This window comes from Amycolatopsis sp. NBC_01488 (assembly GCF_036227105.1).
Taxonomy (GTDB): domain Bacteria; phylum Actinomycetota; class Actinomycetes; order Mycobacteriales; family Pseudonocardiaceae; genus Amycolatopsis.
Genome location: NZ_CP109434.1, coordinates 170,509 through 182,290, shown reverse-complemented (window position 1 = coordinate 182,290; position 11,782 = coordinate 170,509). Strand labels below are relative to the sequence as shown.

Genomic DNA, 11,782 nt, shown 5'->3' with positions numbered 1-11,782 from the left:
TACGAAGACGAGGACGGACCACCGATGAACACCCTGGACGCGCTGGACAAGCAGTCGCTGCGTTCCGACATCCCGGACTTCCGCCCGGGCGACACCCTCAAGGTGCACGTCCGCGTCATCGAGGGCAACCGCGAGCGCAACCAGGTCTTCCAGGGCGTCGTGATCCGCCGCCAGGGCGGCGGCATCCGCGAGACCTTCACCGTCCGCAAGGTCTCCTTCGGCGTCGGCGTGGAGCGCACCTTCCCGGTGCACTCGCCGAACCTGGCCGAGGTCGAGGTCCACAAGCGCGGTGACGTGCGGCGCGCGAAGCTGTACTACCTGCGCGACCTGCGCGGCAAGAAGGCCAAGATCAAGGAGCGCCGCGAGAACCGCGAGACGGCCTCGGCTAACTGAGTCACAACCCGGTTACCGGTAGCCTGACGACGTGGCCGAACCCGTGTCCCAGAACGCTCCTGAGGATGACCCCGATCGCTCCGAAGAGGACCTGCCCCGGCGGTCCCGCTCCGAGGAGCGCGGGGGGTCCCGACGGCGGCGAGCCAAGCCCGCCAAGAAACGGTCGTTCTGGAAGGAACTGCCGATCCTGCTCGTGATCGCCCTGGTGCTCACGATTCTGATCCAGACATTCCTCGCGAAGGTCTTCATGATCCCCTCGGGGTCCATGGAGGCCACCCTGCACGGGTGCCCCGGGTGCACCGGCGACCGGATCCTGGTCGACCGGGTCACCTACGACTTCACCGAGCCCTCGCCGGGCGACGTCGTCGTGTTCAAGGGCCCGCCGGCGTGGGTCAACAACGAGGTCGCGCCGCAGGAGTCGAGCAACATCGTCGTCCAGGGCCTGCGCGGTCTGGGCTCGCTGGTCGGGTTCGCCCCGCCGGACGAGCGGGACTTCGTCAAGCGCGTGATCGCGGTCGGCGGCCAGACCGTCCAGTGCTGCGACACGCAGGGCCGGGTCGTCGTGGACGGCAAGGGGCTCGACGAGCCGTACGTCTACTGGGAAAACGCGGCCAACCAGACGGAACGGACCTTCGAGCCGGTCAAGGTCCCCGCGGGGACGGTCTGGGTCATGGGCGACAACCGGAACAACTCCGACGACTCCCGGTTCCAGGGCGGCGGCGGCGTGAACGGCGCGGTCCCCGTGGACAACATCATCGGCAAGGCGCGGATCATCGTCCTGCCGCCGAGCCGGTGGGGCGGGATCACCGACCACAACCCGCAGACGTCGGCCCAGCCGGCGGCGCTCGGCGCGCCGGCCTGGCAGAGCGGCCTCCCGCTCGGGGCCGGCATCGCGGCGGCGTGGCCCGCGCTCTTCGTCGGGCGCAAGCTCAAGTCCGGACTGCGCCGGGCGGCCGGGCGGAAACGCTAGCCACCCCGATCCGTGTCGGCAGACGGGTGATCCAGCCTTGACTCTTCCCGTTCCCCTCACCGCGGCGGAGCCCATCCGGCCGCCGCGGGCCGTGGTGCGCGGCGACCTCTTCTGGGGCCTGCAGGGCGCGCTCGTCCGCCGTGGCCTCGGCCCGGTCGCCGGAGTGGACGAAGCCGGCGCCGGGGCGTGCGCGGGACCGCTGGTGGTCGCGGCCTGCGTGCTCAAGCAGGGTGACGCGGCGAGGCTGACCGAGCTGACGGACTCCAAGCTGATGACGGCCAAGGCGCGCGACCGGGTCTACGACCTGGTCCTCGCCCGGGCCGTCGACTACTCCGTGATCGTCGTTCCCACCGCCGAGGTCGACCTCTACGGCATCCGGGTGATGAACCTGGAGGGCATGCGGCGCGCCGCGGCGGCGCTGCGCGTGTCGCCGGGGTACATCCTCACGGACGGATTCCGCGTCCCCGGTCTCACGGCCCCGAACGCGGCGGTGATCAAGGGCGACCGCTCGGTGGCGTGCATCGCGGCCGCGTCGGTGCTGGCGAAGGTGACGCGCGACCGCATCATGGCGGGCTACCACGACGACCTCCCGCACTACGGTTTCGACGTGCACAAGGGTTACAGCACGACCGACCACCTGGCGGCGTTGCGCGAGCACGGCCCCAGCGACGTCCACCGGTGGTCGTACACGAACGTCGCGACGGTGGCCATCAAGCACGGCGTGCGGCCGGCGCGGCCGGTCCTGCTGACCTACGCGGCGCTGGAAAAGGCCATGGAGGGCGGGTCCGCGGCGGGGCTCGCCGCGGTCCTCGACGAGGCGCTCGAGCCACAACTCAGCCTGCCGCTGCATGCCCCGGCCGCGGGTGTGGGTCACAATGAACGCTCCGCCGGCGGAGCAGCAGCACGATCCCGAGGAGGGGCGCGGATTTCATGAGCGCAGAGGATCTCGAGAAGTACGAGACCGAGATGGAGCTCTCGCTGTACCGCGAGTACCGCGACATAGTCGGCCAGTTTTCGTACGTGGTGGAGACCGAGCGGCGGTTCTACCTGGCGAACGCGGTCGACGTCCAGGTCCGCGACGGCGGCGGCGAGGTGTACTTCGAGGTCCGCATGTCCGACGCGTGGGTCTGGGACATGTACCGCCCCGCCCGCTTCGTCAAGCACGTCCGGGTCATCACGTTCAAGGACGTCAACGTCGAGGAGCTCGACAAGCCGGACCTCCGGCTGCCCGAAGACGGCCCGTTCTCGGGCTGAGCTGGTTCTTCCGCTCCGCGCCGGCCCGTCCTCGACGGGCCGGCGCGGTTCGTTTGCGTGATCTCTTCGCGCGCTAGCACACCGGGCCGACAGTTCGGCGCTTTCCCCATGTTCCGTGGACCGGTTGTCCACATGCCCCCGGTTGTCCACAGTCCGGCGATCCTGCTCTGGTTTCGCCGCCCCGCCCCCTGGCATCGTCGAACGCACACGCACCGTGATCGCCGGGATCGTCCCGGTGACCAGTGCACCGACGAGGGGGCGACCACGATGACGGGCACCGACCAGCTCGCAAGACACCGCCGCGACCTGGGCGCGTGGGGCGAAGACCTCGCTTCCCGGCACCTGCAGGACCGCGGCCTCGTCCTGCTCGGCCGCAACTGGCGTTGCCGCGAAGGCGAGATCGACCTCATCCTCACCGACCGCACCCGCGTCGTCTTCTGCGAGGTCAAGACCCGCACGGGCACCGAATACGGCCTGCCGTCGGAGACCGTCACCGAAGAGAAAGCCGGCCGAGTCCGCCGAGCCGCCCAACGCTGGCTGCGCGAGTTCCGCATCGGCTGGTGCCCAGTCCGCTACGACGTCGTGACGATCCTCGCGGAGCCGGGCACGCGCCCCCGCGTCCAGCACATCGAGGCGGCGTTCTGATGCCCATCGCCAAAGCCTGGTCGGCGGCGCTCCTGGGCATCGACGGCCGGGTCATCGAGATCGAAGCCGACCTGGGAGGCGGATTGAGCCGTATCACGCTCGTCGGCCTCCCCGACGCGGGACTTCGCGAAGCGAAAGATCGGGTCCGTTCCGCAGTTCGCAACTCCGGGCAGCCTTGGCCCGACGGGAAGGTGACCTTGGGCCTGTCTCCCGCAAACCTCCCGAAGGTTGGCTCGGCGTACGACCTCGGCATCGCGGCGGCTGTTCTCGCGGCAACAGGTGCGGTCCCTGCGACCCGGCTGCTGGGCAGTGTGCTGTTGGGCGAACTCGCCCTGGACGGTCGGATCCGCGCGGTCCGCGGAATCCTTCCAGGCCTGCTTGCCGCGCGCGCGGGTGGCTATGAGCGAGCCGTCGTGCCGGTGGGCTCTTTGGCCGAGGCGGCACTTGTCGATGGCATCGAGGTCATGGGCGCATGTCATCTTCGCGATCTCGTGGCTTGGCTGAAAGGCGAAGCCGACCTGGAGCGTCCCGAACCATCCGGTCCGACGACTCCGCCGCAGGTCCCGGATCTGGCCGACGTCGTCGGCCAGCCGGAAGCGCGGTGGGCTCTCGAGGTTGCCGCGGCGGGTGGGCACCACCTGCTGCTCACCGGGCCACCCGGAGTCGGCAAGACGATGTTGGCGAGACGGCTGCCCAGCTTGCTGCCCCAGTTGTCGCAGGAGGAGTCGTTGGAGGTCACGGCGGTGCACTCGGTCGACGGCTCGTTGTCGAAGTCCTCGCCGTTGGTCGTAGTGCCACCGTTCGTAGCCCCGCACTACTCGATCTCCATCGCCGCACTGATCGGCGGCGGCAGCGGAATCGCGTCGCCCGGCGCGATCAGCCGGGCTCACCGCGGTGTGTTGTTCCTCGACGAAGTTTGCGAGTTCGGTGCACAGTGCCTCGAATCGCTGCGGACCGTCCTCGAAGAGGGCGAGGTGCGCATCGCCCGGGTCAAGGGCTCAATCACCTACCCGGCGCGGTTCCAGCTCGTGCTGGCCACGAATCCGTGTGCATGCGCACCACCGAAGGACGCCGACTGTGTGTGCTCGCCGACGGCCCGGCGTCGCTACCTCGGCCGGCTCTCCGGACCGTTGCTCGACCGTGTCGACCTGCGGGTGCGGTTACGACCGCTGAGCGCGATCAGCGCGCACGACACCGGGGTGGCGGAATCGTCGGAAGCCGTCCGCGGACGAGTGCTCGAGGCTCGTGGACGTGCGGCCCGCCGATGGCGTGAGCACGGCTGGCTGTCCAACTCGGAGGTGCCCGGACCGGCGCTGCGGCGCCAGTTCGCGTTGGACAAAGAAGCGACCACTCTGCTTGATCGCGCGATGGAACGCGGCGCCTTGAGCGGTCGAGGAGCCGATAGGTGCTTGCGGATCGCCTGGACATTGGCCGATCTGGACGGCGAGAAACGCCCCGGAACAGATCAAGTCAGCTCGGCACTGGCCTTTCGAGAGCGGGTGGCGGCATGAGCCCCGACGAGCTGCGCGAAGCCCGCGCCTACCTCTTGCGCGTAGCCGAGCCTCCGGCACCGGCCCTGATCGCCTTCGTGGGCGAGGTTGGGCCGGTAGAAGCCGCGGCGCGGGTTCGCCGGGGTGACTGTCCGGCCGAGGTGCTCAAGGCGACCGAGGCGCGCCGCGAATACGACCTCGTCGATCGGGACTTCGCGCGGGCCGCCGCGGCCGGTGCGCGGCTGGTCGTGCCCGAGGACGACGAGTGGCCCGCGTGGCCGCTGCTCGCCCTCGATCTCGCGGCTCGGCGTGGCGTCACCGAAGCCGTGCTTCCGCTGGCGCTCTGGGTCTCCGGCGACGTCGCGCTCGGCACCGCCGCCGATCGCGCTGTCGCCGTGGTCGGGGCTCGTGCGGCCACCGAATACGGCGAGCACCACGCCGCCGAGCTGTCCTACGGCCTGGCCACCCGGGGCGTCCCGGTGTTCTCGGGTGCCGCCTACGGCATCGACGGCGCCGCCCATCGCGGGGCGCTCGCCGCCGGAGGGATCACCGTCGCCGTGCTCGGCTGTGCCGTCGATGCGGGCTATCCGGCGGGCCACGTCGGGCTGCTGAACCGGATCGTCCGCAACGGTGGTGCGGTCGTCAGCGAATACCCGCCCGGCACCCCGCCGGCGCGGCACCGGTTCCTCGTCCGGAATCGGCTCATCGCGGCGCTCACCGAGGGCACGCTGGTCGTCGAAGCCGGGCGACGTAGCGGCGCGCGCAACACCGCCAGTACCGCCGGCGCCCTGGGCAAGGTGGTGATGGCGGTGCCGGGACCCGTCTCGTCCGGGATGTCCGTGGGATGCCATGAGCTGATCCGCGACTCGCGGGCGACGCTCGTCTCGACGGTCGACGAAGTCCTCGAGACCGTGGGCCGCTTCGGTATCGCCGAGGACCAGGCCGCCCGGCAAAAACGTCCCACTGACCGGCTGGGTCCCGAGGCGTTGCGGGCTTACGAGGCTTTGGTCGCACGAAGCGACCGTTCAGACGCCGAAATCGCGGCCGAATCTGGGCTTCCGCTGCGGAAAGTGCGGGCCCTGATGCCGGCGCTGGAGATCGACGGATTCGCCGTCCGCGGCGACGCGGGCTGGCGGCGACGGAGGGAAAGCGCGTGAACGCCACGAATTCCGGGCGAAATCGTCGAAAATGTTCGGCCGGTCCGGTGGGCTCGCGTGGCGATCCTTGACCGGAGGCGGTTGTTCGCGCAGCGTGACATCCATGCCGCCGCCATCACGCTCCGGCCGAGGCCGCCGCCCGGACTTGCGTGCGCTCCGGGCCGCGTTGCCCGCGCCGGTCCAGGCCGTCGTCACCGGCTACGAACGGCACCTCGGGCTGGAACGCGGCCTGTCCGCGCACACCGTCCGGGCGTACGTCGGCGATGCGGTGTCGCTACTGGGGTTCGTCGTGGACGGCGGTGGCACGCTCGCGGAGCTGGACCTCGCTCGGTTGCGGGCGTGGCTCGCCTCCCAGCAGTCAGGCGGAGCCAGCCGGACGACGCTGGCGCGGCGGGCCGCTTCGGCGCGGACGTTCACCGCCTGGGCGCACCGCATCGACGTCCTCGCCACCGACCCGGGTGGGCGGCTCGCCGCCCCGCGGGCCCACCGGACCCTGCCCGGGGTGCTGCGCGCCGCGCAGGCGGGAGACGTCATGCGTGCGTCGGCGGCCGGCGCGGCTCAGCGCGATCCCGTCGCACTGCGTGATCGCGCGATCGTCGAACTGCTCTACGCTACTGGCATCCGGGTGTCCGAGTTGTGCGGGTTGGACGTCGGTGGGGCCGATTTCTCCCGTCGTGTCGTGACGGTGCTCGGCAAGGGCGACAAGGAACGCGTGGTGCCGTTCGGCGTACCGGCCGCGGAAGCGCTCGACGACTGGATCACCGAGGGGCGGCCGAAGATCGTCGCGGAAACCGCCGGTGGCGGCGTCGAGCCCGCGCTTTTCCTCGGTGTCCGGGGAAAACGCGTCGACCCGCGTGCCGTGCGGCGCGTGGTTCACGACGCCGTCACGGCGGTGCCCGGAACGGCCGACATGGGGCCCCACGGCCTGCGGCATTCGGCGGCGACGCATCTGCTGGAGGGCGGTGCCGATCTCAGGAGCGTTCAGGAACTGCTTGGTCACGCTACGCTTGCCACGACGCAGCTCTACACTCATGTGACCGTCGACCGGTTGAAAGCGATCCATGACCGAGCGCACCCCAGGGCCTGAGGCGCCCCGGGGAGTCTCGCCGGGGTCTCGACCAGCAGGCCCGGCGGCGCACGCGCATCCGCACGAGCACGGAGACGACACTGAGCCGCATGCCGCGAACGACTGTGCAATGACCGCAGGACCGCACGTGACCGACGCCACCGGAGTGACCACTCGCGGTGACGCCGCCGTGCCCGCGGAAGCGCGGGCCGGCCACGACGTCGACGCCGGGATCGCGGCGCTGTGGCGGCAGTTCGCCGACAGCCCCGACCAGGCGTCGCGCGATCGGCTCGTGCTGCACTACGCCCCGCTGGTCAAGTACGTCGCGGGCCGGGTCGGCACCGGGCTGCCGACCCACGTCGACGTCGGTGACCTCGTGCAGTCCGGCATCTTCGGGCTCGTCGACGCGATCGAGAAGTTCGACCCCGAGCGCGGCCTGCGCTTCGAGACGTACGCGATGCAGCGCATCCGCGGCGCGATCCTCGACGACCTCCGTTCGCAGGACTGGGTGCCGCGTGCCGTCCGCAGCAAGGCCAAGGAGGCCGAGCGTGCGATGGAGCGCCTCGGCGCCCGGCTGAACCGGACTCCGACCGACGCGGAGCTCGCCGCCGAGCTCGGCATCGGCCTCGACGACCTGCGCGATTTCTACGGCCAGCTGCAGCTGACCAGCGTCGTCGCGCTGGAGGACCTGGTGGCCGCGGGCAAGGACAGCGGCTCGCTGGTGGACACGCTGCCCGACGACGACGCCGTCGACCCGGTCGCGGTGCTCGTGGACCAGGACAACCGCCGCCAGCTCGCGCAGGCCATCGCGCAGCTGACCGAGCGCGACAAGATCGTGGTCAGCCTCTACTACTTCGAGAGCCTGACCCTCGCCGAGATCGGCAAGGTCCTCGGCGTCACCGAGTCGCGGGTCAGCCAGCTGCACACGCGGGCGGTCATGCGGCTGCGCGCCAAGCTGGTCGAGCAGACCGGCGCCTGATCAGGGGCCACCTCCCCACGGCTTGAGCCGGAACTCGCCCACCTCGCCGGTCAGGGCGAGGGGATCGACGTACTCGTCGCCCTGCCGCACACCCCAGTGCAGGCAGGCGGCGACCGTGCAGCCGGGATGCCCGGCGAGGACGGTGCCGAGCACCTGCCCCCGGTAGACCTGGTCCCCGGCGGCCACCTTCGGCTCGACGGGCTCGTAGGTGGTGCGCAGGCCGCCGTCGTGGTCGACGGAGATGACCGGCCGCCCGGCCAGCAGCCCGGCGAAGACGACGACGCCGGCATCGGCAGCGAGCACCTCCTGCCCGGGCACGGCGGCCAGGTCGACGCCGCGGTGCCCGGCGCCGTAGGGCGTTTCCGGGGCGTCGAAGTACTTCGTGACCACCGGAACGGGTGACAGTGGCCAGGACAGCCGCCCTTGCGGCACGGTGCGCGGACCACCCCACGGAAGCCAGCCTCCGGTGGACGCGGTGGCGGCCGCCCATGCCGGGGGCGCCGTGAGCGCGGCGCCCCAGAAAGCGGTCGACGCCGACGCGGGCGTGGCACCCAGGACGGCCGCTGCCGGCAGCGGGCCAGGATCCGTCGTGGGTGACGGTGGCTGAGGCTTCGCCAGAAGGAACGGCCGCGACAGGAGAAGCACAGGCGCCGCCTCATGCACGCTCGCCGACCCGTCGGGGACCGTCGCCTGGATCCAGGTCACCCCACCGCCTACGATCACCAAACCTGCCGTGACCAGGGCGATCACACCCGGAACACGACCTGTCGCCCACTGTCGGACATCGCTGATCAACTCCATGACCCCAGCCTGCGGCAGCCCGCCGCGCTGTGGGGGCCCGGTGGCGAATCTGTGGATAACCGGACCCGATGTGGACAACTCCGTTCGTCCGCGGCCTCCAGTGGGGGAGGGGCTGGTGGCAGGGGGTAGAATCTTTTCCGCGGTCCGCATGAGCGGGCTGACTTCGCGTGCACGTGCGCGTTCCCCGGCAGCAGCCGGCGAGTCGCACGGGGTCCGGCGGTCCCTGGGGTTCCTCACCATCTCGGGGTCCGGACGCCGCCACGGGCACCAGGGCGACCGGCCACCCGGCCGGGAGCGACAAACCGAGTAGCGCGTCACCGGCAGTCCCGCGGGCGCGCACGACACAGAAGAGGTGTGATTCCGGCAATGGCCGTCGTCACCATGAAGCAGCTGCTCGACAGCGGCGTGCACTTCGGGCACCAGACGCGTCGGTGGAACCCGAAGATGAAGCGCTACATCTTCACCGAGCGCAACGGCATCTACATCATCGACCTGCAGCAGACGCTGACCTACATCGACCGCGCCTTCGAGTTCATCAAGGAAACCGTCGCGCACGGTGGCACGATCATGTTCGTCGGCACCAAGAAGCAGGCTCAGGAAGCCATCGCCAACGAGGCCGCGCGCGTGGGCATGCCCTACGTCAACCAGCGCTGGCTCGGCGGCATGCTGACCAACTTCCAGACCGTGCACAAGCGCCTCCTCCGCCTCAAGGAGCTCGAGTCGCGCGAGCAGACCGGCGGCTTCGAGGGCCTCACCAAGCGCGAGATCCTGACGCTGACCCGCGAGAAGGACAAGCTCGAGAAGACCCTCGGCGGTATCCGCGACATGGCGAAGGTGCCGAGCGCGGTGTGGATCGTCGACACCAAGAAGGAGCACATCGCCGTCGGCGAGGCTCGCAAGCTGAACATCCCGGTCGTCGCGATCCTGGACACCAACTGCGACCCGGACGAGGTCGACTACCCGATCCCGGGCAACGACGACGCGATCCGCTCCGCCGCGCTGCTGACCAAGGTCGTCGCCGAGGCCGCGGCCGCCGGTCTCATGCAGCGTTCCAGCCGCAACGGTGCCTCGGCCGACGCCAAGCCGGAGCCGGGTGTCGCTGCGGACGAGCCGCTGGCCGAGTGGGAGAAGGAGCTGCTCGCCGGCTCCGAGACCGCCACCGCCGACGCGACCGAAGCCGCCGCTGCCGTCGAGGCGGCCCCGGCCGAGGCCGCCACCGAGCAGGCGACCGCCTCCTCCTGATGTCCCACCGCCCGTGCGGCCGGCCCACGGGGCCGGCCGCACGGGCGTCGCAACCCACAGATTTCACGTACCTGAAAAGGACGGATTTACCAGAATGGCGAACTACACCGCCGCTGACGTGAAGCGCCTGCGCGAGATGACCGGCGCCGGCATGATGGACTGCAAGAAGGCGCTGGAGGAGAACGACGGCGACTTCGAGAAGGCCGTCGAATTCCTCCGCATCAAGGGCGCCAAGGACGTCGGCAAGCGCGCCGAGCGCGCCACCGCCGAGGGCCTGGTCACCGGCGACGGCGGCGTCCTGATCGAGCTGGACTCCGAGACCGACTTCGTCGCGAAGAACGCCGACTTCCAGGCGCTCGCCGCGAAGGTCGTCGAGGTCGCCAAGACCCTCAAGACCAGCGACGTCGAGGCCCTGAAGGGCGCCGAGCTCGAAGGCAAGACCGTCAACGAGGTTATCCAGGAGCTCTCGGCCCGCATCGGCGAGAAGCTCGAGCTGCGCCGCGTCGTGGCCTTCGAGGGCCAGACCGCGACCTACCTGCACCGCCGTGGCTCCGACCTGCCGCCGGCCGTCGGTGTGCTCGTCGAGTTCACCGGTGACGACGTCGACGCCGCCCGCGGCGCCGCCATGCAGGTCGCCGCGCTGCGCGCGAAGTACCTGACCCGCGACGAGGTGCCGGCCGAGATCGTCGAGAACGAGCGCCGCATCGCCGAGCAGACCGCCCGCGAAGAAGGCAAGCCGGAGCAGGCCCTCACCAAGATCGTCGAGGGCAAGGTCAACGCCTACTACAAGGACAACGTCCTGCTCGAGCAGCCGTCGGTCAAGGACAACAAGAAGACCGTCAAGGCCCTGCTCGACGAGGCAGGCGTGACGCTGACCAAGTTCGCGCGCTTCGAGGTCGGCCAGGCCTGAGGCCAGGTCCGGGCGTAGGTTTCACCCCAGTGCCCCGTCTCCGTCCATCGGGGACGGGGCACTGTCAGGTCCAGATAGGGAACACAGGTCGAGGGGCCTAGGAGGCGACATAGATGGGTGACCGGGTCGAAGGTGGCTACCGGCGGGTGCTGCTGAAGCTGGGCGGCGAGATGTTCGGCGGTGGTTCGATCGGCGTCGATCCGGATGTCGTCCACTCGGTCGCGCAGCAGATCGCCGACGTCGCCCGCACCGGCGTCCAGGTCGCGGTCGTGATCGGCGGCGGCAACTACTTCCGCGGCGCCGAGCTTTCGCAGCGTGGCATGGACCGCGACCGCGCCGACTACATGGCGATGCTGGGCACCGTGATGAACTGCCTGGCGCTGCAGGACTTCCTGGAGAAGGAGGGCCTCCCCACCCGCGTGCAGACCGCCATCACGATGGGCCAGGTCGCCGAGCCCTACATCCCGCGCCGCGCCGAGCGGCACCTGGAGAAGGGCCGCGTCGTGATCTTCGGCGCCGGGGTCGGCATGCCGTACTTCTCCACCGACACCGCGGCGGCGCAGCGGGCGCTCGAGCTGGGCTGCGAGGCCGTGCTGATGGCGAAGGCCGTCGACGGCGTCTACACCGCGGACCCGAAGGCCGATCCCACCGCCGAGATGTTCCGCGAGATCACCCACCGCGAGGTGCTGGAGCGGGACCTCAAGGTCGCCGACGCGACGGCGTTCAGCCTCTGCATGGACAACAACATGCCGATCATCGTGTTCAACCTGCTCACCGAGGGGAACATCGCCCGCGCGGTGAGTGGTGAAAGAATCGGCACGTTGGTCAGCACCCCCGCCGACGGGGTGCCGGCCTAGACCTGCTGGGATCAGCAA

Annotated in this window: 13 protein-coding genes; 12 read left to right on the top strand and 1 reads right to left on the bottom strand. The window is 70.4% G+C overall.

Annotated features, from left to right (window positions below):
* Window positions 1–24 precede the first annotated feature (24 nt).
* The 9 genes from rplS to OG738_RS00805 all read left to right on the top strand — a co-directional run bounded on the left by rplS (window position 25) and on the right by OG738_RS00805 (window position 7,954).
* On the top strand, window positions 25–393 hold the full coding sequence (gene rplS, locus OG738_RS00845) for a 50S ribosomal protein L19 (RefSeq protein WP_329050375.1): 369 nt from the start codon (window positions 25–27) through the stop codon (window positions 391–393).
* 31 nt (window positions 394–424) lie between these two features.
* A complete protein-coding gene (gene lepB, locus OG738_RS00840) occupies window positions 425–1,363 on the top strand; it encodes a signal peptidase I (protein ID WP_329050373.1) in 939 nt (312 codons plus the stop codon).
* 91 nt (window positions 1,364–1,454) lie between these two features.
* Complete coding sequence (locus OG738_RS00835) at window positions 1,455–2,297, top strand: ribonuclease HII (RefSeq protein WP_329056501.1); 843 nt, start codon at window positions 1,455–1,457, stop codon at window positions 2,295–2,297.
* Window positions 2,294–2,617, top strand: coding sequence for a DUF2469 domain-containing protein (locus tag OG738_RS00830; protein ID WP_003096226.1), 324 nt, complete (start codon window positions 2,294–2,296; stop codon window positions 2,615–2,617). The genes OG738_RS00835 and OG738_RS00830 overlap by 4 nt, the downstream gene beginning before the upstream one ends.
* Window positions 2,618–2,884: 267 nt before the next feature.
* Complete coding sequence (locus OG738_RS00825) at window positions 2,885–3,262, top strand: YraN family protein (RefSeq protein WP_329050372.1); 378 nt, start codon at window positions 2,885–2,887, stop codon at window positions 3,260–3,262.
* Entirely contained in the window at window positions 3,262–4,773 is a 1,512-nt protein-coding gene (locus OG738_RS00820; RefSeq protein ID WP_329050370.1) for a YifB family Mg chelatase-like AAA ATPase, read from the top strand. The genes OG738_RS00825 and OG738_RS00820 overlap by 1 nt, the downstream gene beginning before the upstream one ends.
* On the top strand, window positions 4,770–5,909 hold the full coding sequence (gene dprA, locus OG738_RS00815; protein ID WP_329050369.1) for a DNA-processing protein DprA: 1,140 nt from the start codon (window positions 4,770–4,772) through the stop codon (window positions 5,907–5,909). Before OG738_RS00820 ends, dprA begins: the two co-directional genes overlap by 4 nt.
* A gap of 103 nt (window positions 5,910–6,012) precedes the next feature.
* The gene (locus tag OG738_RS00810; protein WP_329056500.1) at window positions 6,013–6,996 is read left to right on the top strand and encodes a tyrosine recombinase XerC; all 984 of its coding nucleotides are present in this window, start codon (window positions 6,013–6,015) and stop codon (window positions 6,994–6,996) included.
* Between the two features lie 109 nt (window positions 6,997–7,105).
* Window positions 7,106–7,954, top strand: a complete 849-nt coding sequence (locus tag OG738_RS00805) for a FliA/WhiG family RNA polymerase sigma factor (protein WP_329050367.1) — start codon at window positions 7,106–7,108, stop codon at window positions 7,952–7,954.
* On the opposite strand, the gene OG738_RS00800 is transcribed toward OG738_RS00805, so the two are convergent.
* Window positions 7,955–8,572, bottom strand: coding sequence for a M23 family metallopeptidase (locus OG738_RS00800; protein ID WP_442875921.1), 618 nt, complete (start codon window positions 8,570–8,572; stop codon window positions 7,955–7,957).
* Window positions 8,573–9,121: 549 nt separating this feature from the next.
* Here OG738_RS00800 and rpsB point away from each other — a divergent pair.
* From rpsB to pyrH, 3 genes are all read left to right on the top strand, one after another.
* The gene (rpsB, locus tag OG738_RS00795) at window positions 9,122–9,997 is read left to right on the top strand and encodes a 30S ribosomal protein S2 (protein WP_329050366.1); all 876 of its coding nucleotides are present in this window, start codon (window positions 9,122–9,124) and stop codon (window positions 9,995–9,997) included.
* A 94-nt stretch (window positions 9,998–10,091) separates the two neighbouring features.
* Entirely contained in the window at window positions 10,092–10,907 is an 816-nt protein-coding gene (gene tsf, locus OG738_RS00790) for a translation elongation factor Ts (RefSeq protein ID WP_329050365.1), read from the top strand.
* Between the two features lie 113 nt (window positions 10,908–11,020).
* Window positions 11,021–11,764 (top strand): UMP kinase, encoded by a 744-nt coding sequence (gene pyrH / locus OG738_RS00785; RefSeq protein WP_003065595.1) that lies wholly within the window; start codon window positions 11,021–11,023, stop codon window positions 11,762–11,764.
* Window positions 11,765–11,782: the final 18 nt, after the last annotated feature.

Excerpts from the sequence above, each read along its gene's own strand:
- rplS (WP_329050375.1), top strand. The coding sequence starts at position 25 with ATGAACACCCTGGACGCGCTGGACAAGCAGTCGCTGCGTTCCGACATC.
- OG738_RS00830 (WP_003096226.1), top strand. The coding sequence starts at position 2,294 with ATGAGCGCAGAGGATCTCGAGAAGTACGAGACCGAGATGGAGCTCTCG.
- OG738_RS00825 (WP_329050372.1), top strand. The coding sequence starts at position 2,885 with ATGACGGGCACCGACCAGCTCGCAAGACACCGCCGCGACCTGGGCGCG.
- OG738_RS00820 (WP_329050370.1), top strand. The coding sequence starts at position 3,262 with ATGCCCATCGCCAAAGCCTGGTCGGCGGCGCTCCTGGGCATCGACGGC.
- dprA (WP_329050369.1), top strand. The coding sequence starts at position 4,770 with ATGAGCCCCGACGAGCTGCGCGAAGCCCGCGCCTACCTCTTGCGCGTA.
- OG738_RS00810 (WP_329056500.1), top strand. The coding sequence starts at position 6,013 with ATGCCGCCGCCATCACGCTCCGGCCGAGGCCGCCGCCCGGACTTGCGT.
- OG738_RS00805 (WP_329050367.1), top strand. The coding sequence starts at position 7,106 with ATGACCGCAGGACCGCACGTGACCGACGCCACCGGAGTGACCACTCGC.
- rpsB (WP_329050366.1), top strand. The coding sequence starts at position 9,122 with ATGGCCGTCGTCACCATGAAGCAGCTGCTCGACAGCGGCGTGCACTTC.
- tsf (WP_329050365.1), top strand. The coding sequence starts at position 10,092 with ATGGCGAACTACACCGCCGCTGACGTGAAGCGCCTGCGCGAGATGACC.
- pyrH (WP_003065595.1), top strand. The coding sequence starts at position 11,021 with ATGGGTGACCGGGTCGAAGGTGGCTACCGGCGGGTGCTGCTGAAGCTG.